The organism is Rhizobium leucaenae USDA 9039 (assembly GCF_000426285.1).
Classification (GTDB): domain Bacteria; phylum Pseudomonadota; class Alphaproteobacteria; order Rhizobiales; family Rhizobiaceae; genus Rhizobium; species Rhizobium leucaenae.
Genome location: NZ_AUFB01000015.1, coordinates 93,565 through 118,223 on the forward strand (window position 1 = coordinate 93,565; position 24,659 = coordinate 118,223).

19 protein-coding genes are annotated in these 24,659 nt (G+C 61.3%); 10 read left to right on the plus strand and 9 right to left on the minus strand.

Annotation, left to right across the window (positions count from 1 at the left end):
* Positions 1-165 precede the first annotated feature (165 nt).
* From phaZ to K290_RS0121685, 3 genes are all read left to right on the plus strand, one after another.
* Positions 166-1,440, plus strand: coding sequence for a polyhydroxyalkanoate depolymerase (phaZ, locus tag K290_RS0121675; protein WP_028753810.1), 1,275 nt, complete (start codon positions 166-168; stop codon positions 1,438-1,440).
* A 158-nt stretch (positions 1,441-1,598) separates the two neighbouring features.
* Complete coding sequence (locus tag K290_RS0121680; protein WP_028753811.1) at positions 1,599-2,039, plus strand: DUF2852 domain-containing protein; 441 nt, start codon at positions 1,599-1,601, stop codon at positions 2,037-2,039.
* Between the two features lie 89 nt (positions 2,040-2,128).
* On the plus strand, positions 2,129-2,890 hold the full coding sequence (locus K290_RS0121685; protein ID WP_028753812.1) for a M48 family metallopeptidase: 762 nt from the start codon (positions 2,129-2,131) through the stop codon (positions 2,888-2,890).
* A 52-nt stretch (positions 2,891-2,942) separates the two neighbouring features.
* Here K290_RS0121685 and K290_RS0121690 read toward each other — a convergent pair whose 3' ends face one another.
* On the minus strand, positions 2,943-3,374 hold the full coding sequence (locus K290_RS0121690; RefSeq protein ID WP_028753813.1) for a winged helix-turn-helix transcriptional regulator: 432 nt from the start codon (positions 3,372-3,374) through the stop codon (positions 2,943-2,945).
* 89 nt (positions 3,375-3,463) lie between these two features.
* Between K290_RS0121690 and K290_RS0121695 the strand changes: the two genes are divergently transcribed.
* The 6 genes from K290_RS0121695 to K290_RS0121720 all read left to right on the plus strand — a co-directional run bounded on the left by K290_RS0121695 (position 3,464) and on the right by K290_RS0121720 (position 9,599).
* Positions 3,464-4,279 (plus strand): oxidoreductase, encoded by an 816-nt coding sequence (locus K290_RS0121695; protein ID WP_028753814.1) that lies wholly within the window; start codon positions 3,464-3,466, stop codon positions 4,277-4,279.
* 195 nt (positions 4,280-4,474) lie between these two features.
* Positions 4,475-5,149, plus strand: coding sequence for a phosphoribosylanthranilate isomerase (locus tag K290_RS0121700; RefSeq protein WP_028753815.1), 675 nt, complete (start codon positions 4,475-4,477; stop codon positions 5,147-5,149).
* Positions 5,146-6,360, plus strand: coding sequence for a tryptophan synthase subunit beta (gene trpB, locus K290_RS0121705; RefSeq protein ID WP_028753816.1), 1,215 nt, complete (start codon positions 5,146-5,148; stop codon positions 6,358-6,360). Before K290_RS0121700 ends, trpB begins: the two co-directional genes overlap by 4 nt.
* 10 nt (positions 6,361-6,370) lie before the next feature.
* On the plus strand, positions 6,371-7,210 hold the full coding sequence (gene trpA / locus K290_RS0121710) for a tryptophan synthase subunit alpha (RefSeq protein ID WP_028753817.1): 840 nt from the start codon (positions 6,371-6,373) through the stop codon (positions 7,208-7,210).
* A gap of 90 nt (positions 7,211-7,300) precedes the next feature.
* Complete coding sequence (gene accD / locus K290_RS0121715) at positions 7,301-8,212, plus strand: acetyl-CoA carboxylase, carboxyltransferase subunit beta (RefSeq protein ID WP_028753818.1); 912 nt, start codon at positions 7,301-7,303, stop codon at positions 8,210-8,212.
* Positions 8,213-8,270: 58 nt separating this feature from the next.
* Positions 8,271-9,599 carry a bifunctional folylpolyglutamate synthase/dihydrofolate synthase gene (locus K290_RS0121720; protein WP_037135975.1) on the plus strand — a complete coding sequence of 443 codons (1,329 nt, stop codon included), beginning with the start codon at positions 8,271-8,273 and terminating at the stop codon, positions 9,597-9,599.
* Between the two features lie 63 nt (positions 9,600-9,662).
* On the opposite strand, the gene trxA is transcribed toward K290_RS0121720, so the two are convergent.
* The 7 genes from trxA to ahcY all read right to left on the minus strand — a co-directional run bounded on the left by trxA (position 9,663) and on the right by ahcY (position 23,432).
* Positions 9,663-9,983 carry a thioredoxin gene (gene trxA, locus K290_RS0121725; RefSeq protein ID WP_028753820.1) on the minus strand — a complete coding sequence of 107 codons (321 nt, stop codon included), beginning with the start codon at positions 9,981-9,983 and terminating at the stop codon, positions 9,663-9,665.
* Positions 9,984-10,058: 75 nt separating this feature from the next.
* On the minus strand, positions 10,059-13,625 hold the full coding sequence (gene addA, locus K290_RS0121730) for a double-strand break repair helicase AddA (RefSeq protein WP_028753821.1): 3,567 nt from the start codon (positions 13,623-13,625) through the stop codon (positions 10,059-10,061).
* Positions 13,618-16,806, minus strand: a complete 3,189-nt coding sequence (gene addB / locus K290_RS0121735; RefSeq protein WP_028753822.1) for a double-strand break repair protein AddB — start codon at positions 16,804-16,806, stop codon at positions 13,618-13,620. Before addB ends, addA begins: the two co-directional genes overlap by 8 nt.
* 3 nt (positions 16,807-16,809) lie before the next feature.
* Complete coding sequence (locus K290_RS0121740) at positions 16,810-17,541, minus strand: nucleotidyltransferase family protein (RefSeq protein WP_028753823.1); 732 nt, start codon at positions 17,539-17,541, stop codon at positions 16,810-16,812.
* A 76-nt stretch (positions 17,542-17,617) separates the two neighbouring features.
* The gene (tsaE, locus tag K290_RS0121745) at positions 17,618-19,129 is read right to left on the minus strand and encodes a tRNA (adenosine(37)-N6)-threonylcarbamoyltransferase complex ATPase subunit type 1 TsaE (RefSeq protein ID WP_028753824.1); all 1,512 of its coding nucleotides are present in this window, start codon (positions 19,127-19,129) and stop codon (positions 17,618-17,620) included.
* Positions 19,126-21,714 carry a sensor histidine kinase gene (locus tag K290_RS0121750; protein WP_028753825.1) on the minus strand — a complete coding sequence of 863 codons (2,589 nt, stop codon included), beginning with the start codon at positions 21,712-21,714 and terminating at the stop codon, positions 19,126-19,128. The genes tsaE and K290_RS0121750 overlap by 4 nt, the downstream gene beginning before the upstream one ends.
* 317 nt (positions 21,715-22,031) lie before the next feature.
* A complete protein-coding gene (ahcY, locus tag K290_RS0121755; protein WP_028753826.1) occupies positions 22,032-23,432 on the minus strand; it encodes an adenosylhomocysteinase in 1,401 nt (466 codons plus the stop codon).
* A 289-nt stretch (positions 23,433-23,721) separates the two neighbouring features.
* Between ahcY and K290_RS0121760 the strand changes: the two genes are divergently transcribed.
* A complete protein-coding gene (locus tag K290_RS0121760) occupies positions 23,722-24,351 on the plus strand; it encodes a glutathione S-transferase family protein (RefSeq protein ID WP_028753827.1) in 630 nt (209 codons plus the stop codon).
* A gap of 25 nt (positions 24,352-24,376) precedes the next feature.
* Here the strand turns inward: K290_RS0121760 and K290_RS0121765 are convergent, their stop codons facing one another.
* Positions 24,377-24,652: an HPr family phosphocarrier protein gene (locus tag K290_RS0121765; RefSeq protein WP_028753828.1), complete on the minus strand. Its 276-nt coding sequence runs from the start codon at positions 24,650-24,652 to the stop codon at positions 24,377-24,379.
* Positions 24,653-24,659 lie beyond the last annotated feature (7 nt).

The following is a 24,659-nucleotide window of genomic DNA, read 5'->3' on the forward strand; positions in this document are numbered from 1 at the left end:
GATGCCGGAGAAGCAATTCTCCGGCATTTTTACATGGGTAAGAATCCGAATGGGTAATGTTGCCCTGCAATAAAAACTGCTAGTCTCTATAAAAGAGTTTTTTATAGATGAGGGTCGCGCTGGGGGAGCGTTCTTCGTCTGATCACCTCGAAAGGTAATGATTTTATGTTTTATCAACTCTATGAACTTAATCATGCTGCCCTCGCACCCTTTCGCGCCGCCGCCGATATGATGCGCCTGGCCTATGGCAATCCGCTTAATCCGCTCTCCCATACGATGCTCGGCCGCACGGTGACGGCCAGTCTCGAAGTTTTCGAGCGCACCACCCGGCGCTATGGCAAGCCCGAATTCGGTCTGCATGAAACCTCGATCGGCGGGAAGTCGGTTTCGGTCCACGAAAAGATCGTCTGGAACAAGCCCTTCTGCAATCTGATCCATTTAGAGCGCAGCCTGCCCGCCGGCCATGGCAGCGATCCGCGCATCCTGATCGTCGCGCCGATGTCGGGCCACTATGCGACGCTGCTGCGCGGCACCGTGGAAGCCCTCCTGCCGAGCGCGGATATCTACATCACCGACTGGATCGATGCCCGCATGGTGCCGATGACCGAAGGCACCTTCGATCTGGAAGACTACATCGATTACGTCATCGAGATGCTGCATCATCTCGGGCCGGACACCCATGTCATCGCCGTCTGTCAGCCCTCCGTGCCGGTCCTGGCCGCAGCCGCGGTGATGGAAGCGGCCGGCGATCCGCTGTCGCCCTCGTCGATGACGCTGATGGGCGGCCCGATCGACACCCGCATCAACCCGACGGCCGTGAACCAGCTCGCCAAGCACAGGCCGCTCGAATGGTTCGCCGACAATGTCGTCATGAACGTGCCCTGGCCGCAGCCCGGCTTCATGCGCCCTGTCTATCCCGGCTTCCTGCAGCTCTCCGGCTTCATGTCGATGAACCTCGATCGGCACATGATCGCGCACAAGGACTTCTTCATGCACCTCGTCAAGAATGACGGCGAACCGGAGAAGCACCGTGATTTCTACGACGAATATCTGGCGGTCATGGATCTGACGGCGGAATTCTATCTGCAGACCGTCGATCAGGTGTTCATCAAGCACGCCCTGCCGAAGGGCGAGCTAAGGCATCGCGGCCAACGTGTCGATCCGACAGCGATCCGCAATGTTGCCCTGCTGACCGTCGAAGGTGAAAACGACGATATCTCCGGCGTCGGGCAGACCAAGGCGGCGCAGACGATCTGCACCAATATCCCTGACGATATGCGGATGCACTATCTGCAGCCGGATGTCGGCCACTACGGCGTCTTCAACGGCTCGCGTTTCCGGCGCGAAATCGCGCCGCGCATCGTCGCTTTCACCCGAGAACATGGCCGCACCGGAAAGCCGGTCGTCAAACGCGTTATCAAGGGCGGCAAATCCGCCTGAAATTGCAAAGAATTAGCTTTTGTTGAATTATCGAGCCGGATTCAAAGGCTTGTTCGATTTTCCGGGCAAAAGCCATTGAAGGCTCACGAAGAGGTTACCATCTCGATTCCAGCGGTTCGGCATGTGGCCGGGCCGCGTTACTGCGAGGATACCTCACGATGAACCACCAGTCAGCATTGCTTCGCCCGGATTGGACTCCGGCTACCATTGCCCTGATGATACTTGGCTTCGTGGTCTTCTGGCCCCTGGGTCTCGCCATGCTTGCCTATATTCTCTTCGGCGAACGCCTGAGAGATTTCAAACGGGATGTAAACCAGAAGGCCGACGGCATGTTTGCCGGCTGCGGCCGCCACCGGGGCCGTTATCGCCAGCATTTCTCTACCGGCAATGTCGCCTTCGACGATTGGCGCCGGGCAGAGCTGGAGCGCCTCGAAGAGGAGCGCCGCAAGCTCGATGAAATGCGCGCCGAGTTCGATACCTATGTCCGCGAACTGCGCCGCGCCAAGGATCAGGAAGAGTTCGACCGTTTCATGCGCGACCGTAACAACGTCAAGCGCAATGATGATAGCGGCCCGGCTTCCGAATTTAAGACGCCGTAATTGCAACAGCTTTCCAGTCAGAACCGGCATCCGGCGATGCCGGTTTTTCTTTGCCAGAAACCCGCGCGAATCGTATAAAACTGCTTTTCATGTTTCCGCTTTCGTCCAGATCCCGCCGACCTGTTCCCAAGCCGCCCGCGCCGGAAACGCGCACGTTGGACGTGGCCGGCCGGCTGATGCCTCTGACGATCCGCCAGCACGAGCGGGCGACACGGATTACGCTCAGGATAGAGCCCGGCGGACGGGCGCTGAAGATGACCATTCCACGCGGCCTCGCCGCCCGCGAGGTCAACGCCTTCCTCGACCGGCATCAGGGCTGGCTGCTGACCAAGCTTGCAAAATTCTCCACCCAGGAAAATCTTCAAAGCGGCAGCGAGATCCTCTTGCGCGGCATTCGCCATCGGATCGAGCACACCGGCAGCCTGCGCGGCCTGACCGAGGCGGTCATCGCTGACGGCGTGCCGATTCTGCGCGTCAGCGGCCTACCGGAACATGCCGGCCGGCGCGTCGCGACCTTCCTCAAGAAGGAGGCGCGCACCGATCTGGAAAGGCTGGTGGCGGTGCATACCAAAGCAATCCGCGCAACGGTCTCCTCCATCAGCATGAAGGATACCCGCAGCCGCTGGGGTTCCTGCTCCTCGGGGGGAAATCTGAGCTTCTCCTGGCGCATCGTTATGGCACCGCCTCTCGTCATCGACTATCTCGCCGCCCACGAGGTCGCGCACCTACGCGAGATGAACCACGGCCCGCGCTTCTGGGCACTCTGCCGCAAGCTCTGCCCCGACATGGATGAAGCCAAGGCCTGGCTGAAGCGTCACGGCAGCCAGTTGCATGCGATCGACTTCGATTGAGCGGACCGCTAGGGTTGACGTAAGCCGCCCAGGCCCTCTGCCGCGCTGAGGTTCATTCAGGCATGGCAATGCGGATGGGACGTGTTCCGATCGGGGCGCCGGTCGCGCGGTCGATGGTGACGGGGTCGATTTCGGTACCAGCCTCAGCGTCAAAGAACCGTGTCACATCACCGCCGGCGCGATGCTTGCGTCCCCATGCTCCAATCGCAAACAGGACCGGCAGGAAGTCCTGGCCTGCGGCGGTCAGCACATACTCGTCGCGCGGAGGTCGTTCCGAATAGCGCCGCTTCTCCAGCAGGCCATCTTCCGTAAGCGCGGACAGGCGACTGGTCAGCATCGTCGGCGCGATACCCAGGCTCTTACGGAACTCGTCGAAGCGAGTGAGGCCCGCATGGGCATCGCGCATGATCAGCATGGTCCACGCGTCGCCCACCAATGCAAGGCTGCGGGCGATCAGACATGGCTGGTTCGAAAGATTCTTCATGTCGATATCTTTTTGATAGTGACTTACTATTATTTTGATAGTAACAGAATGTTCATTGATGTTCCATGACAAAATGAAGGCGGAAATCGATGAGCAACACAGAACGCGGCGTCGCCCTGGTCACCGGCGCTTCCTCAGGTATCGGTTTGGTGACTGCGCAAGCGTTGCGGCGCGCGGGATACCAGGTGTTTGGAACCAGCCGCAAGCCTACGCCGGATACTCCGGACGGCGTTGCGATGCTGGTCTGCGACGTCACCGATGATGAATCGGTGCAAAGGACGATCGATGAGATATTGGCTCGCGCCGGACGGATCGATCTTCTCGTCAACAATGCCGGTATCGGACTGCTTGGCGCGGCGGAGGAATCCTCCGTTGCGCAAGGAAAAGCTCTGTTCGACGTGAACCTGTTCGGCGTCCTGCGCATGACGAATGCAATACTTCCAGTGATGCGACGTCAGCGAAAGGGCAGGATCATCAATATGAGTTCCATTCTGGGGCTGATCCCCGCTCCCTACAATGCGCTCTACGCATCGACCAAGCACGCCATTGAGGGTTATTCCGAATCCCTTGACCACGAGGTCCGCACGCAGGGTATCCGCGTCGTGCTTGTGGAGCCCGGCGTCACCCGCACGTCCTTCGAGGAGAACCTGACGCGACCGGATCATCCGCTTCCGCTATACGATACCGCTCGCACCAATGCAGAGAAACTGATGCGCGAGATAATTGGGACGGGGGATGCGCCGGAGGTGGTCGCTGATATGGTGGTCAAAGCCGCCAACGCCGCATCGCCGAAGAGACGCTACACTGCTGGAAAGGCAGCGGGGCAAGTCCGTTTCATACGCCGCTTCCTGCCGGAGTCTTTCGTCGACAAGAATCTTCGCAAGTTTAGCAGGCTCCCCGACTGATAGCCTCCGTCGCCGGTCGCGCCAAGGCACGTCGTAATCGCGATAGAGTAAAATGTGAGCCGTTGTTTTGGGGAAGACCGTCATGTGCGCTCAAGCCAAAAGTCTCCCCAGCCGGCTGCCGCCGAGCAGCGCAAAATTCCCCGGATCGTCGCGTTTAGGCTCGACTCTTTTGCAATTTCATGTCACTCCGCTGCCATGAACCCCGATATCAAAATTTGTGGCCTGAAGACGCCGGAAGCCGTAGATCGCGCTCTTGAGCGCGGCGCCACCCATATCGGCTTCATCTTCTTTGAAAAGAGCCCGCGCTATGTCGAGCCGGACGTTGCCGGCCAGTTGGCGGAACGCGCGCGCGGCAAGGCAAAGATCGTCGCCGTGACGGTCAATCCCAGCAATGACGATTTGGATGAGATTATCTCGCTGGTACGCCCGGATCTGCTGCAGCTTCACGGCAATGAAAGCCCGGAGCGTGTGCTGACCATCAAAGCGGTCTATAATGTGCCCGTCATGAAGGCCATGGCGGTGCGCACTGCCGACGATCTGAAGCGGGTGGAATCCTACATCGGCATCGCCGACCGCTTCCTGTTCGATGCCAAGCCGCCCGCCGGTTCGGAACTGCCGGGCGGAAACGGCGTGTCCTTCGATTGGAGCCTGATGAGCTGGCTCGACGATCGGGTGGACTACATGCTGTCCGGCGGCGTCAACAAGGACAATGTCGCTGAGGCGCTTGCCTCCACCAAGGCCACGGGCATCGATCTTTCCTCCGCCCTCGAAAGTGCGCCGGGCGTGAAGGATCTCAGCAAGATCGACCAGTTTTTCGACGCTTTTGCAGAAGCATGCCTGCCGGAACCGGCAGCAGGGAGTAGAGAGTGAACCAGACGCCAAAGCTTAATTCCTTCCGCGCCGGCCCTGATGAGGATGGCCGTTTCGGCATTTACGGTGGCCGTTTCGTCGCCGAAACGCTGATGCCGCTGATCCTGGATCTCCAGGAGGAATGGAACAAGGCGAAGAACGATCCAGCCTTCCAGGCGGAGCTGAAATCGCTCGGCACCCATTATATCGGCCGCCCCAGCCCGCTTTATTTCGCTGAGCGCCTGACGGCCGAGCTTGGCGGCGCGAAGATCTATTTCAAGCGCGAAGAGCTGAACCATACCGGCTCTCACAAGATCAACAATTGCATCGGCCAGATCCTGCTTGCCAAGCGCATGGGCAAGACCCGCATCATCGCCGAGACCGGCGCCGGCCAACATGGTGTGGCATCCGCAACCGTCGCTGCCCGCTTTGGCTTTCCCTGCGTCGTCTACATGGGCGCGACCGACGTCGAGCGCCAGGCGCCGAACGTTTTCCGCATGAAGCTTCTCGGCGCCGAGGTGGTTCCGGTCACCGCCGGCAGCGGCACACTGAAGGACGCCATGAATGAGGCCCTTCGCGATTGGGTCACCAATGTCGATGACACCTATTACCTGATCGGCACGGCCGCCGGCCCGCATCCCTATCCGGAAATGGTCCGCGACTTCCAGTCGGTGATCGGCACGGAAGCCAAGCAGCAGATGCTCGAGGCTGAAGGCCGCCTGCCGGATCTCGTCATCGCTGCCGTTGGCGGCGGTTCGAATGCCATCGGCATCTTCCATCCCTTCCTCGATGATGAGGATGTCAAGATCGTCGGCGTCGAAGCCGGCGGCAAGGGCCTTGAGGGTGACGAGCATTGCGCCTCCATCACCGCCGGTTCGCCCGGCGTGCTGCATGGCAACCGCACCTATCTGCTGCAGGATGGCGACGGCCAGATCAAGGAAGGCCATTCGATTTCGGCCGGCCTCGACTATCCCGGCATCGGCCCGGAACATTCGTGGCTGAACGATATCGGCCGCGTCGAATATGTGCCGATCATGGACCATGAGGCGCTGGAAGCCTTCCAGACGCTGACCCGCCTCGAAGGCATCATCCCGGCGCTGGAACCGAGCCACGCGCTCGCCGAAGTCATCAAGCGCGCGCCGAAAATGGGCAAGGACGAGATCATCCTGATGAACCTCTCCGGCCGCGGCGACAAGGACATCTTCACCGTCGGCAAGATTCTGGGAATGTGAGTTAGACGCCATGACCGCACGTATGGACAAACGCTTTGCCGCTCTGAAGGCTGAGGGCCGCCCGGCACTCGTCACCTATTTCATGGGTGGCGATCCCGATTACGAGACCTCGCTCGGCATCATGAAGGCACTGCCGGAAGCCGGCGCCGACGTCATCGAACTCGGCATGCCCTTTTCCGATCCGATGGCCGACGGCCCGGCGATCCAGCTTGCCGGCCAGCGCGCCCTGAAGGCCGGACAGACGCTGAAGAAGACGCTGCAGCTCGCCGCCGATTTCCGCAAGACGGATAGCGAAACGCCGATCGTGATGATGGGCTACTACAATCCGATCTATATCTATGGCGTCGAGAAGTTTCTCGACGACGCAATTGCCGCTGGGATCGACGGCCTTATCGTCGTCGATCTGCCACCGGAAATGGATGATGAACTCTGCATCCCGGCGATCCGCAAAGGCATCAATTTCATTCGGCTCGCGACACCGACCACCGACGACAAGCGCCTGCCGACCGTTCTCAACAACACCTCCGGCTTTGTCTATTATGTGTCGATGAACGGTATCACCGGTTCGGCGCTGCCGAACCCGTCACTGGTCTCCGGCGCCGTCAAGCGCATCAAGCAGCATACGGACCTGCCGGTCTGCGTCGGTTTCGGCGTCAAGACGGCCGAGCATGCCAAGCTGATCGGCGCCTCCGCCGATGGCGTCGTCGTGGGTACGGCCATCGTCAACCAGATCGCCACCAGCCTGACCAAGGACGGCAAGGCAACCGCCGACACCATCCAGGCCGTCGCGACGCTGGTGCGCGGTCTCTCGACGGGAACGCGTTCGGCGCGCCTTGTTGCTGCCGAATAGTTTTCCCACATAGGCGGAAGCTTCGACCGGAGTAGGTTGAAGAAACGGCCTGTCCATATCGGTTAATTCAGTCGATCAGGAGTTTTCGAATTGAACTGGATCACGAATTACGTCCGCCCGCGGATCAATTCCATGCTGGGCCGCCGCGAAGTGCCGGAAAATCTCTGGATCAAGTGCCCGGAGACCGGCGAGATGGTCTTCCACAAGGATCTGGAAGACAATAAGTGGGTCATTCCCGCTTCCGGTTTCCATATGAAGATGCCCGCCAAGGCTCGCCTTGCCGATCTCTTCGACAATGGCGAATATGAAGCGCTGGCGCAGCCGAAGGTCGCGCAGGATCCGCTGAAGTTCCGCGATTCCAAGAAATATACCGACCGCCTGAAGGACAGTCGCGTCAAGACCGAGCAGGAAGACACGATTCTCGCTGGTGTCGGCAGGGTTCAGGGTCTGAAGCTCGTCGCTGTCGTGCATGAATTCAATTTCATGGGCGGTTCGCTCGGCATCGCCGCCGGCGAGGCGATCGTCAAGGCGTTCGAACGCGCCATTGCCGAAAAGTGCCCGCTGGTGATGTTCCCGGCATCGGGCGGGGCGCGCATGCAGGAAGGCATTCTGTCGCTGATGCAGTTGCCGCGCACGACGGTCGCCGTCGACATGCTGAAGGAAGCTGGCCAGCCCTATATCGTCGTGCTGACCAATCCGACGACCGGCGGCGTCACGGCGTCCTACGCCATGCTCGGCGATGTCCATCTTGCGGAACCGGGCGCGGAAATCTGCTTTGCCGGCAAGCGCGTCATCGAACAGACGATCCGCGAAAAGCTGCCGGAAGGTTTCCAGACCTCGGAATATTTGCTTGAGCACGGTATGGTCGACATGGTCGTCAAGCGCCATGACATCCCCGACACCCTGGCGACGCTGCTGAGGATACTGACCAAGAAGCCGGCGAATGACGTGTCTGCCAAGGACATGAACGGCGCGGCGCTGCCGATGGTGGCGAGGGCCTGATTTAGAACGGAAGGCCGAAAGGCGGGGGTGCGGGATGACGGCTATGGATCAATCCGCAATGAGCGAGGCGGCACGCGAAATCGATAAGCTGATGGGACTGCATCCCAAAGGCTTCGATCTCTCGCTGGACAGAATCACCCGGCTGCTCGACATCCTCAGCAATCCGCAAAAGAAGTTGCCGCCGGTGATCCATGTCGCCGGCACCAACGGCAAGGGTTCGGTGACGGCCTTTTGCCGTGCGCTTCTGGAGGCCGGCGGCCTGAGCGTGCATGTCCATACCTCGCCGCATCTCGTCAATTGGCACGAGCGTTATCGCATCGGCGTCAAGGGCGGCCGCGGCAAGCTCGTCGATGATGCAGTCTTCGCCGATGTGCTTCGCAGGATTGCCGACGCCAATGACGGTCAGAAGATCACGGTCTTCGAAATCCTGACCGCAGCCACTTTCATGCTGTTTGCCGAGCATCCGGCTGATGTCGCGATTATCGAAGTCGGCCTCGGTGGCCGTTTCGATGCCACCAACGTCATTTCCGATCCGGCCGTCTCGGTGATCATGCCGATCTCGCTCGATCACCAGCCCTACCTTGGCGACCGCGTCGAGCTGATCGCCGCCGAGAAGGCGGGGATCATGAAACCCGGTCGTCCGGTCGTCATCGGCCATCAGGAATATGATGCCGCATTGGACGTGCTGATATCGACGGCCGAGCGGCTGCGCTGCCCAACCGCGGTTTTCGGCCAGGATTTTTCCGCCCATGAGGAGTATGGCCGGCTGGTCTATCAGGACGAGTTCGGCCTCGCCGACCTGCCGCTGCCGCGCCTGCCGGGCCGGCATCAATATGCCAATGCCGCCGCCGCCATCCGCGCCGTCAAGGCCGCCGGCTTTGTCGTGACCGAGGCGATGATGGAAAAGGCGATGACGTCGGTCGAATGGGCGGGTCGCCTGCAGCGGCTGACGGAGGGCAATTTGTTGCCGCACGCGCCTGAAGGCGCGGAAATCTGGGTTGATGGCGGCCACAATCCCGGCGCCGGAGAGGTGATTGCCGAAGCCATGGCCAATTTCGAGGAGCGGCAGCCGCGGCCGCTGTTCCTGATCACCGGCATGATCAATACCAAGGATCCCGTCGGCTATTTCAAGGCGTTCGCCGGCCTCGCGGAAAAGGTCTATTGCGTGCCGATCCGCGGCAGCGATTCGATGATCGATCCGGTGGTTCTGGCGGGCGCGGCCTACGACGCTGGCTTGGTGGCCGAGCCGATGTCCGCCGTCGGCCAGGCGCTGGACGCGATCAAAGAGCTGGCCGTGCCGGATTTACCGGCGCCGCGCATTCTGATCGGCGGCTCGCTTTATCTTGTCGGCGATGTCCTTGCCGATAACGGCACGCCGCCGACGTGACAAAATCCAACCAATAAAAAGCCCGGTCGAACCGGGCTTTTTAGTCAATTCAGTCGATACCAATCAAGCGGCACTGGAAATCCAGCTCTGCAGAGCGGTCTTGGGAGCGGCGCCAACCTTGATGTCGGCAACTTCGCCGGCCTTGAACATGGCAAGCGTCGGGATCGAGCGAACGCCGAACTGGGCAGCCAGTTCCGGGTTTTCATCGATGTTGAGCTTGGCGACCTTCACCTTGCCTTCGAACTGCACAGCGAGCTCTTCGAGAGCAGGCGCAATCATCTTGCACGGACCGCACCATTCGGCCCAGAAATCAACGACGACAGGCTCTGCGGACTGCAGGACTTCGGCAGCGAAGTTGGAGGTATCGACTTTCACGGTAGCCATAGGCTGCTCCTTACCAGGATTTGCGGGTTGCTAGATATGTGATGGTGCGGTGCCCAAATTTCAATATTTGGTATTTCACTTTGTTTTGAGCTCCGCAAGCGCCAATGCGAGTGCTTCTTGGGAGAGCGTGTGGATCGAGGCGTTCTCGGTATAGACGAGCACGCAATCGATGCGTTTGCCGGGATAAAGCGGCGAAAGGATCTCGCGATAGATGGCAAGCTGTGCGCGGTGGGCGAAGGGAATCTCTTCCGCGACACGCGGCGGCACGCGATTCGTCTTGTAGTCTAGGACGACCACGCGGTCGTCGAGCACGGTCAGCCGGTCGATACGGCCGGAGACGGCATAGTTTTGATCGCCGAGCGTCAGCGTACCCATGATCGAGACTTCCGCTTGGGCATGGGCGCTGAAAACCCCCTGCAGGTCTGTGTGCGACAACAGCGCCATCACCGATCCGATCAGCGCTTCGCGCTCGGCCTGCGGCCAGAAGCGTGCGGCTCGTTCGGCATAGCGCCGCGCGGCATCGGCGCGATCTGCCGGCGCGATCTCCGGCAATGTCTGCAGCATGCGGTGGATGAAGCGGCCCTTTTCCAGCGAGCGATCCGATTTGGTCTTCTCGGTGAACAGCGGCGAGGCGACAAGCAGATTGTCGGCCTCGTCGTCGATAATAGTGCCGGCGCCGGACGGGCTGAGCGGCCGGGGCAGGTTTCGCTGCGGCGGCAGCGGCCGGCTCAGTCCCGCCGGTAGCGCTCCTCGGTCCACGGCCGCTTCCACCTGTTCCGTATGCTCGAATCTGCGTTCGACCTGGGTAACGCGCCAGCTCAGACCCTGCCATTGGCCGTCCGGTCCGGAGAAAGTGACCGGGGTGCAGCGCTCGCCATCCTGGCGCAGTGTCCTGCAAATCATGGCATGCCATGTATCGGCGTTTTCGCGAATGCCGCGATAGCCGCAGACGATCAGCCGGTCGGCGGCGCGTGTCATGCCGACATAGAGCAGGCGGCGATATTCCTCTTCCGCGAGGGATTGCAGCCGCGCTACGCCGGCCTGTGTCAGCGAATTGGCGAGCGCGCTGACCGGCACCCAGACCGGCAGCGGAATTTCGCCTTTACCGGTCTCGATCAGCCGCAGCTTGGGCAAATGCGTATGGGTAAAGGCTTTGCCGCCGCCATCGACGAGGAAAACGATCGGCGCTTCCAAGCCCTTGGAAGCATGCACTGTCATGATCCGCACCTCGTTGCGGCCCTTGTCCTGTTCACGCTTCACGGTCGGCGCTTCCAGCTCCAGCGTCGAGATGAAGGATTGCAGGCCCGGCAGGCCGGAGGTTTCGTGGTCCAGCGTGAAGGTCAGGAACTCATCGAGGATGTCGCTGACCTCCGTGCCGAGCCGCGCCAGGAACTGCCGCCGACCGCCGAAGCTGCCGAGAACGCGCGCGTAGAAGTCATGCACGGACAGACATTTAGAGAGCGCAAGGAAGGTTTTCAGCCGGTCGACCGCATGGCGGAAGCGCTCATTGCCGTCATCGGCGAACCTCTGCAGATGGCTCCAGACGCTTTCATCATCGCCGCGATAGGCTGCGACCGCGAAAACATCGTTTTCACTAAGATCGAACAGCGGGCTTTTCAAAAGTGCCGCCAGCGAAAGATCGTCTTCCGGCAGCAGCAGGAAACGGCCAAGCGCCAAAAGGTCCTGGATGGCGATGTGGCTGGTCAGTACCAAGCGGTCGGCACCGGCGACGGGGATATTGTTGCGCCGCTTTAAGGCCCGGGTCAGCGCATTGACGAAGCTGTCGCGCTTGCGCACCAGCACCAGGATATCGCCGGCCTCGATGAAGCGGGCCTTTCCCTTCTCGATGATCGTCTCGCGGCCAATGATGTTGCCGATCGTCTGTGCCATGCGCCGCGCCAGGATCGCCGCCGGCGCGCTTTCCGGCGTCGAATCGAAGGGTGCCGTCCAGTCCTCTTGCTTCGCCAGCGGCTCCGGCGCAATCATCTCCCAGAGATCGACGGCGCCCGGATGACCGATGCGGCTGGAGCGGTGCACGACCGGCTCGGCGGCGGCGCTGAGGCCGCGGGCGTTTTCGGGCGCCGTGAAGACATGATCGACGGCCGCCAGCACATCGGCGGTCGAACGGAAGGAGAGCGGCAGGCGGATCGACGAAAACTGCTGGCCGCTGTTATCCACGCGCCGCCGCGTCCGATCGCTTTCCTCGGAGAAGCGCTCTGGCCGCGCTCCCTGGAAGGAATAGATCGACTGTTTTTCGTCGCCGACCGCAAAGATGGTCCGGAGGGTCGGGCGCGCGCTTTCGCCAGAGAAGAAATCCTCCGCCAGCGATTGGATGACACTCCATTGGATAGGACTGGTGTCCTGCGCTTCATCGACGAGGATATGGTCTATGCCCTGGTCCAACTTGTAGTGGATCCAGGGGCCGACATCCTTCTTGATCAGAAGATCGGCGGTACGGGTGATCAGGTCTTCGAAATCGAGTTGGCTGCGCCGCTTCTTCAAGTCTTCGTAGTCGCGGTTCAGCCGGTCGGCGAGTGTGAGCGCCGCGCGTGTGGCGCGATACATTCGCATCAGCTTCAGCCGGTCGCGACACGTGACGACATGCGCGCGGGCGGCGGCAACGGCGTCGGCCAGCGCAGGAGCATCCGCCAGCATCGCCTTGACGAGAAACTGATTGTCCGACTTCGGCTCGCCCTTGCCGGTCAGCATGACCTTCTCGAGGATTTCCGCGCGGATGATCGGGTTGGTTTCGCGTTTGGCAACGCGCAGCCCGTAGGCGATATCCAGTGCCTTTGCTCCGCCCTTGAGATCGGCAAGGGTCAGATAAAGCTCCAGCATCGAACCGCAAAGACCGGGCAGCGGCCAATATTGCTCCGCGATACCCGCTTCCGTGTCATCGGGAGAAAGACCGAGGTGGACGAGTAGAGCAGCTTCGATGCCGCCGTTGCGTTCAGCTTCCGCCGTGAAGCGGCGGATAGGGTTGCGGTTGGCGACGATCTCGCTGAGCAGTGTCTCCAAGCCAGATTCGTCGCCGAGATCGAGCACATAGGCGAAGGCCTCGGCAAGTTCGGCATTCGGATGTTGCGGCGTTGCCGTCAGCAGCGACCGACGGGCGTCATCCAGCAGGGTCGCTGCGGCGCGATCGTCGAGAACCGAGAAATGGCCGGCGACATTGGCTTCCAGCGGAAATTGATGCAGCAGCGCCTCGCAGAAGGCGTGGATCGTCTGGATCTTCAGCCCGCCCGGCGTCTCCAGCGCCTTGGCAAAGAGGCGGCGTGCCTCGGCAAGTTTCAAGAGGCCCGGCTCCGCACCTTCGATCTCGGCGATCCGCGCCTTCAGCTCCTCGTCCGGCAATGTTGCCCAGGCGGCGAGCCGATCGAAAACGCGGTTCGACATTTCGGAGGCGGCGGCCTTAGTATAAGTGAGGCAGAGAATGGCCGACGGCCGCGCGCCGGCAAGCAGCAGGCGGATGACGCGCTGCGTCAGTACATGCGTCTTGCCGGAACCGGCATTGGCCGAGACCCAGGCGGATCGTTCCGGATCGGAGGCAATGGATTGCTGCACCGTCGTCCAGCCGATCCAGACGCCGGGATCGTCGCTGTCAGGCAGGGCGGCCAGCTCGCCGTTGGAAAGCTCACTCATCGCCGCCTCCCTCCTGCTCGGTCTCCGCCGTCGACCATTCGGAGACGCGAGCGAGATGGTCGTAATCGCCGCCATATTCGAATTGCTGGGCAGGGATCAGCCGTGACGAGAAGCCCTTTTCGCCGGATTGCAGCAGGGCGACGAATTTGACGAGCTGGTCCATCGACTCTTCAGCCAGATCCATAGCCGACTTTGTTTCCGTCTTGCCGCTGCGGCCGGACAGTTCATTGTTGACCTGATCGACCTTGAAGCGATCGCCGGGCCTCAGCCGGACATAGAGCAGGTTTTCCGGAACGAGCGGGCCGACAGTGCGGAAAGCACCGGCCTTCAGTGCATAGGCTTCCAGCGCCAATTGCGGATCGAGCAGCGCGCGGGCCTGCGCCGGCGAGGGATTGTAGCCGGTCTTGTAGTCGATGATATCAGCGGCTTTGCTGCCTTTGAAATCGATGCGGTCGGCAACGCCGGTCAGGCGGATGCCGATCGGCTCGATCTCGACGCCGGCCGGCACTTCCGTTACCGTCGTGCGGATCTCCGGCCGTCGCTCCGCTTCCCAGGCGAGGAAGGCACGCGCCACTTCGCGGAAACGTGGTCGCCAGACGCTGTCGATATGAACAGGCAATTGTTCGGCGTCGAAAAGCTCGGCGACGATGCGATCCATAGCCAGCGATGCATCCGGTGTTCCCGCGATATGACCTTCACGGATGAAGCGATCGATGATCTTATGATAGAGCGTGCCGCGCTCGGCCGGACCCGGGTCGCGGTTGAAGGGAGCGATCGGATCGAGCCGCAGGACACGTCGGGCATAGATCGCATAGGGATCGCGGCGAAGGCGGCCGACCTCGCTGAAGGAATAGCTTTTCGGCTGCAGCTCGGCCGGCGGTTTCGGAGAGGGCCTTGCCGCCGGGGCCTGGTTTTCGCCTTCGTCGATCATCCCGGCCCAATGGCGGTATTGATCGCCGCGCGCTTTTAATTCTGCCGCAAACGTCTTGCCGCCCAGTGCCATCAGACGCTGCAGCCATCGTGATGCCACTGTCGGGGTCGAGCCCTGTCGCAATGCGCGCGAATAGATCAGGTCGCGCGTCCCGTTCGCCATCTCGAAATCGTGGGCGAGCTGGCCGATGCGGCGCTCCGGCGGTTCCAGGCCGATCTCGGTCTTCATCGTACGGGAGATGAAGGGATTGTTGGCGGTCTGGCCCGGCCAGGAGCCTTCATTGAGCCCGCCGAGGATCAGTGTATCGACGCTTTGCAGGCGTGCTTCCAGCGTGCCGAAGATAAACAGGCGGGGGTGGCTCAATGCCCGAGGCTTGACCGCCTGTCCGGCAGAGAGCGCAGCCATGATATCGATCCACTGCGGCCCATTCGCTTCGAGCTGGCCGTCGGTGCCCATGACCTCCTTCAGCAGGCTCGCGAGCGTATCTCCGGCCTCGCCCGACCAGAGCGCGGCCAGATTGCCGCGCTCATCGGCGGCAACGGCTTCAAGGGCGCCCCCCGTCCGGTCGGCCCATTCGGAAAGGGTAGGAAGTCCGGCGGTTGATGGTGACAGCGCCGAGGTCAGCGGCTCGCATGCCGCTGTGATCTTGCGGGCCAGCGCGTGCGCATGCTCCACGGCTTCCGGGGACAGGGATTTGCGCCACTGCGGCGGATGACGGTCCATCGCCTGTTCGGTGAGCTGTCGGTCGAGTAGGGATTCCAGCGCGCCGATATCGACCTCAGCGATGCCGCCCCTCAAGGCGAGGATTTCCAGCGCATCGACGCCAAGCTGCAACGCATCCGGCCCAAGGCCGAAACGGGCGAGGGGGTGCTTCATGAGCGACACGATGGCAACGGGGTCACCAGGGCGAAGCGTCGCCTCCAGCAGCAATTGCAGCAGCGTTCCTTGGGGCGTGGCGGCAAGGGGTGTGCCGGCCGAATCGTCGGCGGTGATGCCGAAGCGGGCGAGCTCCCCCGTCACGCGCCGCGCGAGGTTACGGTCGGTCGTGATCAGCGCCGCTTGGCTTTCGCCGCCGTTGCGCCCCGGCTTATCCAGCGCGAGCCGCAAGGCGATGGCGATCGCCGTCGCCTCCTCACGCTCGTTCGTTGCCTCGATCAGGGCGACCTCGGCGAAGGCTCGTGCAACAGCGTCCGGTGCCAGTGTCTTTTGCCATGCGCCCCAGCCGCTGGTCGCTTTCGCCGGCGCCAGCGCGTGCGACAGGACCTCGGCGCGCATTTGCATGCTTTCCGGCGCTTCGGCAACGGTTTGCACATCGCTTCGCTCCACGCGCAGCCGCTTCAGCAGCAGCGACAGGCCATATTGGGAATGGCTGCGTGTTGTTGGATCGACCGTTCCACTGATGCCCGTCTCCGGAGCCACGAGTCGCCAGTCCTCTTCCGGCATCGTGAGATCGAGCCCAGGCAGCACGATGACCCCCTGCGGCAGCGAAGCGACGGCGGCAATCAGTTCGGCCGTCGCAGGCACGGAGCCGGTCGAGCCGGCGATGATGATCGGCCCGCTATGCTGCATCGTGGCAAGCCGCTTGGCTTCGGCGCGCAGAATGGCATTGCGGTTGCGGGCTGCGGAAGATCTGCCGAGTTCTTCCAGCCGCGCCGGCCAGAAGGTGCTGGCGATCTGCAGGAATTCGGTGGTCAATTGCCACCAGAGCGCATGGTCCTCGGCACTGAGATTGGCAAGCTCAGCCCAGTCGCGATCCTCGGTCTCGATGGAATCGATGAGTTCGGCCAGATTGCGCGCCAGCCAGATGGCATCTGCCGGGCTTGCGGGGGCGACGAGCGGCGAATCCGAATGAATGTCGCGAACGATCTGCGGTAGCCTGTTGCGCCAGGCAAGGATCAGCCGCGCCAGTTCCAAGAGCCGCGCTGTATTGGCAAGCGGCTGCGCCAGGTCGGCGGTGACGGGCAAGGTCTCTTCGAAATAGCCGCTATCATCGTCCGTCTCGCCGAGCGGGCGGATCACCGGCAGGATCGCCGAGCGGCCGCCCAACAGATCGACGAATTCCGAACGGAGCACGCGCGCCGCGCGTCTTGTCGGCAGGAAGATGGTGACCTTGGCAAGCGACAGCGGATCGCTGGGATCGTGGCGAAAGTGGTCCGTCAGCCGGCCGTCGCAAAGCGCGCCGGCAAGGGTCTTCAGAAAAGGCAGGCCTGCCGGGATCGTCAGAATGCGTTGCCGGTGCCCGCCCGTCATCCGTCACGCAAACGCCCGGAAGGTCCGGATCGTTTCCTCCGCCTCGCCGATCGCCTCCGGCGTGCCGACAGTCAGCCAATGGCCTTCAAGCATCGTGCCGTAAAGCCGCCCTTTGGCGATTCCCTTGTCGAAATAGATATTAATGTTGAAGGCATTATCAGGCGCATCATCAAGAAGCGAGGGATTCATGACGAAGGCACCGGCATAGACGACGCCGTTGTGCTGGGCGTCGCGATAGCGTGTGAGGCGACCGTCATCAGCCATGCTGAAGTCGTTCTTGCCGTTATGGCCCGTGGTTCTTTCCAGCTCGACGCACAGCATGGCCATATCCATGCGCTGCTCGTCATAAAATCCGGCCAATCGCTCGAGATTTGTCGGATGGCCAGGCTTCTCGCCGATCCAGAACAGGTCGGCATTCATGATGAAAACCGGATCTCGGCCCAACAGCGTAAGGCCTTTGACGAGGCCGCCGCCATTATTCATCAGCGCGTCCCGCTCGTCCGAGATCAGAATTTCCAATCCGCGATAGGTCCGGAGATGCGCTTCCATCTGATCGGCGTGGTGATGAACATTGACCACCGCTTGCTCGACGCCGGCTTCGGCCAGCGCGTCCAGCGCATAATCGATCATCGGTTTACCGGCGATCTTTACCAGCGGCTTGGGGATGGTGTTGGTGATCGGTCGCATGCGGGTTCCGAGGCCCGCGGCCAATACCATGGCTTGTCTGATGGTCATTTTGTCTCGAATTTGTGATTCGCTCGGCTTTCCTTGTTTAGCACATTGCAGGAAAACCGTCGCCGCTCTTGGGCAGCTAAACGCCGCCTATTCCAGTTCTTGCACACCATTCACGCAACGGGGCGAGCGTTTCGTGTTCGAAAGCAATGGCGAGATAGGCAAGGGTGCGCGGCATATGCTTCATATAGCCGGGCTTGCCATCGCGCTGCAGCAGCCGCACCCAGAGGCCGGCGAGCTTGCAATTGCGCTGCGCCGACATAATCGCCCAGCTCTTCAGAAACTTGGCTTCGTCGAAACCGCCCTCGACACGCCGGAATGATAGGTAATCCGCCATCAATTGATCCTGCAGATCGCGCTCGACGGTAACGCGCGCGTCCTGGACGATGGAGGCGAGGTCATAAGCCGTCGGCCCGATCATCGCATCCTGGAAATCGATGAGGCCGATTCGCTGGATGCCCTTTTCTTTGGCCCGCCAGATGATGTTCGGCGAGTGGAAATCGCGCAGCAGCAGGTTCTTTTCCGCATCGTCCAGCTCGTCGATCAGGCCGTTCCAGATCGCCAGATAGTCCGCCCGCTCCTCATCGGTCGCCGGCGCACCGCGTTTCCAGGGCAGATGCCAGTCGAGGAGCAGCCGCGCTTCCATCGCCATGGCTGTCCGGTCGAAATCCGGAATATGATGGACGTGATCCGGCGTGACGGGGATATCCTGCGGGATATCAAGGCTATGCAGATGCGCCAGGCAGGCGACGCTTGCCCGATAGCGATCGGCAATCGGCTTGCCTGCTGCGTCGAGCACGCCATCGGTGCCGAGATCTTCGATCAAGAGAATGCCCTGATCGTAGTCGGCCGCGAAGATTTCGGGCGCTGCAAAGCCGTTTTCGCGCAGCACATTGGCGATTGCCACGAAAGGATAGGCGTCCCAGGCGAGATGCGCGACCTTCGGATAGGGCTTTCCGTCAAGCACCGCCGGTCCTTCGGGAAGCCGCGGCCAATCCATCAGGATCACGCGCTTGCCGCCGCCTGACGGATGGATGGATTCATAGGCGCGCAGCGAAGCATCGCCCGTCAGGAAACGGCGCTTCGCGCCGGCATAGCCATGCGCATCGAGGAAAGCGCGAATCGCCAGTACGCGCTGTATGCGGGCGAATTGCTTGGCAGGCGCCGTGATCGTCGCGCGCCGGCCTTCGCCTTCATGTTCGAGCTTGAGATCAATGCGCTCTCTCGGCAGTTCGCCTCCGGCCATCTCAGGCCATTCGACCAGGCAGACGCCGGTCTGCAGCGCCTCGTCGAAGCCGAGCTCGTCGAGTTCGCTTGGATCGCCCAAGCGATAGAGATCGAAATGCGAAACCGGGATGCGCAGCTCGTAGGTTTGGACGAGCGTGAAGGTCGGGCTCGGCACATCCAGCTCGGCATCGTCGGCCATGGCGCGCAGGAGGGCGCGGGCAAGTGACGATTTGCCGGCGCCGAGATCGCCTGACAACGCCAAGCAGTCGCCGGCCTTGAGCGCCAGTGCCAGATCTTCGCCCAGGCGAGTGGTGGCTGCGTCGTCTGCAAGGAAAAGGGAGATGCTGGTGTTCGCTGCTGTCATTCTGCTGCGACGGAGTGCGGCAATTCGGCGGAGGGAATCCGGCAGGTGACCGTGGTTCCCTTGCCCGGCTGGCTTTCGATCGAGACCTGGCCGTCATGCAGGCTGACGAAGCTTTCGACGATGGAGAGACCGAGGCCGGCGCCGCTACGCTTGCCGCCCTTGCCGCTGGAGGCAAAGCGGTTGAACACCGTGCGCATGATCTCTTCCGGAATGCCCGGACCTTTATCGGCGACCGAGAAGACGAAATCCGTGCCTTCGCGCGCGCATCTGAGCTCAATCGTCGAGCCTTCCGGCGCGAAATTGGCAGCATTGGTCAGAAGCTTGAGCAATATCTGCTTCAGCCGCTGCTGATCCGCCACGACGGAACCGAGGTGGGCAGGCACGGTGATTTCCAGCGTCACGCCGCTTTCCTGCAGCCGATCGGCGATCTGCATCGACACTTCGTCGAGCAGGTCGTCCAATCCGATCTCGGAATAGTTCAGCCGCATGATGCCGGCATCGACGGTCGCAAGATCGAGAATGTCGTTGACCAGCGTCAGCAGCACAGAAGAGGAGGTGGAGATATGATCGATATATTCCGCCTGCCGGTCGTTCAGCGGCCCGATGCCCGGCGTCTTCAAAAGATCGGTAAAGCCGATGATGTTGGTCAGCGGCGAGCGCAGCTCGTAGGAAACATGCTGGACGAAATCGTTCTTCAGCTCGTCGGCCTTCAGCAGCGCCTCGTTCTTCTCGGTGAGCGCCCGCTCGGCCCGCACACTGTCGGTCTTGTTGACGAAGGTCAGCATGGTCTGCGCGTTCGGCAGCGGAATGACCGCATAGTCGAGTACGAGGTTGGAATAAAGCTCCAGCGTGCCTTGCGACGACGGGCGCTCGTCGTCGAAGCTGGTAATCTGCTCCGCAAACCGCTTCCAGCCATCCGGCCGGTCGTAGGAAGGCGCGAAAGCCTCGGCGAGCGCCTGGATATGCGTGCCGGGCTTCGCCTGGGCCTCGGTGATGTTCCACAAAATGCGGAATGCCGGATTGGAGAGGCGGATGCGGCCATCGGGGCCAAAGACGGCGACGCCTTCGGAGAGATGGTCGATGGTCTCGCCCTGCACCTTGACCAGCGTGTTGTAGCGCGTTTCGAGATCGACCTGCTCGGTCAGGTTCTCGAACACCCATGTGGCGCCGCCTTGCGGATGAGCGGTCGCGAAAACCCTGAGGGTCTGACCGTTCGGCAGGTGCCAGAGATCGGATTGCGTGTCGAGCGCGCGATAGACCGAGAGGACCCCGTCTTTCCAGGTCTTCCAGTTCAGTTGTTCCGGCAGCTTCTTGGCGCCGCGCAGCCGATCCAACAGCTCGCTGTTGTCAGGCTTCTTCTCGAGGAAGGCGATGTCGAGCTCCCAGAGCTGGACGAAGGCCTGATTGTAGAATTGCAGCCGCCGGTCGCCGTCGAAAATCGCGACCGGTGTCGCCAGATGATCGAGCGTCTCGGCATGGCTCTTCAACGTGCGCGCCAACTCGGCGCGAACCGCCTCGGCTTCCGAAACGTCGATGGCGATGCCTGCCGAACCGTCCGATGATTTGACGTCGATAACATCGAAGAAGGTACGGTTGCCGTGTACGACGGTGGAAATCTTGTCGTGGAAGGGCGATTCCGGCGTGGTGGAGGCGCGGATGCGCTCGCGCGCCACGGTCGTCAGGAATTCCCGGCCTTCGCGGATGGCCTCATCCGGCGATACGGCCTCGACCGCCTCGCCATAGGCTTGGTTGACCCAGGTCAGCTTGCCGTCGGTATCGCGCCGCCAGACGGGCAGGTCGATGGCATCGAGCAGATTCTGGAAAGCGGAGATCGAGGTCATCAGCCGGTCGCGCTCAATCTTCAGCTCGGCCAGTTCGGCGCGCAGATTGTTGAGCGCGATGAAGCGGACGAAGGCGCGGCCGCCGGAGATGCGCCCCTGTGCCTCCAATATCTCCTCGCGGTTCGTCTCGACCACCATATCAAAGCTCTGGCCACTGCCGCGCAGCTTGTCGATCGCCTTTTCCAGCTCGCCGGCCGACCAGGATTTCAGCCAGCGGCCGAAAGCGAGGAATTCGTTGTCCTGCGGCGCGCCGGTCTCGACAGGAAGTTGGCCAAGCAGCTCCGGCCGCGCGTTCTGGCCGTCCCAGATGACGATGCGCCGGTTCTTGTCGGCGATCAGTGCCTGATACTGCGAAATGCGCTGGTTGGCGTCCGACAGCGCCGTGCGGATCTCGCGGCTTTCATTTTCCATGTTGCCGCGTTGGCGGACCATCCATACGGTCGACAGAAGCGCCGCGGAAATCACGCCGATGATGACCGAAAAGACAACCATTTCAGAGGAGGTGAAGAGGCGGACTGCTGCCGGCGTGCCAGCGCTCGTCTGCGCCAGAACGGGACCCGCCAGGCCGCTGACGATGCCGCCGAAAACGCTGAAACGCAGCACGCGGGCCAATGAGGCCAACCGGCCTGCATCCGTCCGCCGCTTCGCTTGCGGTAAAAGCATACATGCGCCGCCCTGCCGCCGCCGCGCGATCGCCGCTGGGGGTATCGCTGGCTCGGGCAGGCTGTCTTTCCCTTCAGACATAAGCGGTCTGTCTCCGTCCTTCAGAGCATGATGCCGAAAAGTGTAAGCGGTTTTCGGACGACATCATGCTCTACTTATTTGATTGTAGAGCGGATTCAGATTTTAGGTCGTGTCGACCTAAAATCATCCGACTCTACTGTGCCGCATCTCGACAAGACATCCCATTTTCATGGCTCCGGGCATGCCCGGTTCGTCACGAATCAAGTCTTAAAACAATACTGCCTAAGGGAATCGCCGGGAAGGGAGCCGGCCAAAAAATAAGCCCCGGCATTTGTCAATGCCGGGGCCACAAGATATTGTGGATATCGATCGTAAGATCAGTATCTGTAGTGGTCAGACTTGAACGGACCCTGCGGAGTGACGCCGATATAGGCAGCCTGTTCGCCAGAAAGCTCCGTCAATTTCACGCCGAGCTTGTTGAGATGCAGGCGAGCAACCTTTTCGTCGAGGTGCTTCGGCAGCACGTAGACCTGGTTCTGGTACTGGCCGGGCTTGGTGAAGAGCTCGATCTGCGCCAGCGTCTGATTGGTGAAGGAAGCCGACATGACGAAGGAGGGATGCCCGGTAGCATTGCCGAGGTTCAGCAGGCGGCCTTCCGACAGCAGGATGATGCGGTTGCCCTTGGCGAACTCGATCATGTCGACCTGCGGCTTGATGTTCGTCCACTTGAGGTTACGCAGCGCCGCAACCTGGATCTCGTTGTCGAAGTGGCCGATGTTGCCGACGATCGCCATGTCCTTCATCGCGCGCATATGGTCGATCCGGATGACGTCCTTGTTGCCGGTGGTGGTGATGAAGATGTCGGCGCTGGAGACGACGTCTTCGAGCTGAACCACTTCATAGCCATCCATGGCAGCCTGCAGGGCGCAGATCGGATCGACTTCCGTGACCTTGACGCGCGCGCCGGCGCCCGAAAGCGAAGCAGCCGAACCCTTGCCGACGTCGCCATAGCCGCAGACGACGGCAACCTTGCCGGCCATCATCACGTCGGTAGCGCGGCGAATGCCGTCGACCAGCGATTCCTTGCAGCCGTACTTATTGTCGAACTTCGACTTGGTGACGCTGTCGTTGACGTTGATCGCCGGGAAGGGCAGCAGGCCCTTCTGGCTGAGTTGATAGAGGCGGTTGACGCCGGTGGTGGTTTCTTCGGTAACGCCCTTGATGGCTTCGCGCTGCTTGGTGAACCAGCCCGGCGATGCCTGAAGGCGCTTCTTGATCTGCGCGAAAAGGATTTCCTCTTCTTCCGAATGCGGATTGGAGAGCACGTCCTCACCGGCTTCGGCGCGGGCGCCGAGCAGGATGTACATGGTGGCGTCGCCGCCATCGTCGAGGATCATGTTGGAAACGCCGCCATCGGTCCACTGGAAGATCTTGTCGGTGTAGGTCCAGTAGTCTTCGAGGCTTTCGCCCTTGATGGCGAAGACAGGCACGCCGGAGGCGGCGATTGCGGCGGCGGCATGGTCCTGCGTCGAGAAGATGTTGCAGGATGCCCAGCGGACCTCTGCGCCGAGTGCCACCAGCGTCTCGATCAGAACGGCTGTCTGGATCGTCATGTGCAGCGAACCGGTGATGCGTGCGCCCTTCAGCGGCTGCGCTTCGCCGAACTCGGCGCGGCAGGCCATCAGGCCCGGCATTTCGGTTTCGGCGATCGTGATTTCCTTGCGGCCGAAGTCGGCAAGGCCGATATCCGCGACGATGTAGTCCTTTTCAGTGCTCATGAAGGTCTCCAGCCTGAACGATGCGAACGGACCACAGGCGAACGCCTCGGCCGAATGCAACTAGAATTGCACGCTGACAGCGTGTGGGATGATGCCGTGTAGCAGGCTTCAGGCCCGAAATCAATGTTGATATAAAGAAGTCTTTATATCTTTATATCGATCGATTTCAGAGCCGCCTGGCGATGGCAGAACGCCGACGCTCTGCCAACCCATCCGATTGGAGCGCAAGATTCGGATTGCGTGGTTCACGGTGGCTGGCAAACTCGGCTTTTCACGCGAGGGAAGCGCCATGCTCAGACTTCATGATTATCTGCCATCACAAAACGGCTGGAAAGCCCGGGTTCTGCTTGGCCTGCTCGAAATTCCCTATACCAGCCGCCTCGTCTCGATTTTTGAAGGTGAGAGCCGCACTGACGCTTTCCTGGATCTCAATCCGGTGGGCGCCGTTCCCGTTCTCGAGCTGGAAGATGGACGTGCGATCGCTGAATCGAACGCAATCCTCACCTACCTCGCCGGGGGCACGTCCTTTCTGCCGGCTGACCGCTACCAGCGCGCCAAGGTCATGCAATGGCTGTTCTTCGAGCAATACCATATCGAGCCGGTCATCGGCTCACTGCGCTTCTGGACACTGACTGGCCGGATGGAACGCAATCAGAATTTGGTCTCAGGGAAGCGCGAAGCCGCAGCCCGCGCCCTCACTGCAATGGAACGCAGCCTAGCCGGTCTTTCGTTTCTTGTCGGGAATGATTTGTCGATCGCAGATATAGCCGTCTACGCCTATAGCCACCGGGCCGCGGATTGCGGCTTTCCCCTGATCGAGTATCCGGCAGTCGCTGCCTGGTCCGGCCGTGTTCGAGATGCCATCGGTCCCGGCTATCCCGTGCACCCCTATAGCATCGATCCGCATTCCGGCGGTTGAAGCAGGGCAGGCGCAGGGACGAGGATTACATTTCCTCGCCGAACTTGTCGGCGACCAGGCGATCCAGCGCATCGAGTGCCTCGGCGGCCTGGATGCCGCTGGCGGTGACGAGCACGCTGCAGCCGGGGCTTGCGGCAAGCATCATCAGGCCCATGATCGAGTTGCCGCCGACCGTGGTTCCGTCCCTCGAGACGGTGATGGTGGCGTCGTAGGCTTCGACGGTCTGTACGAATTTGGCGGAAGCGCGGGCATGCAGGCCGCGTTTGTTGATGATCAGAAGTTCCCGGGAAAGTTCCGTCATAGGCGGG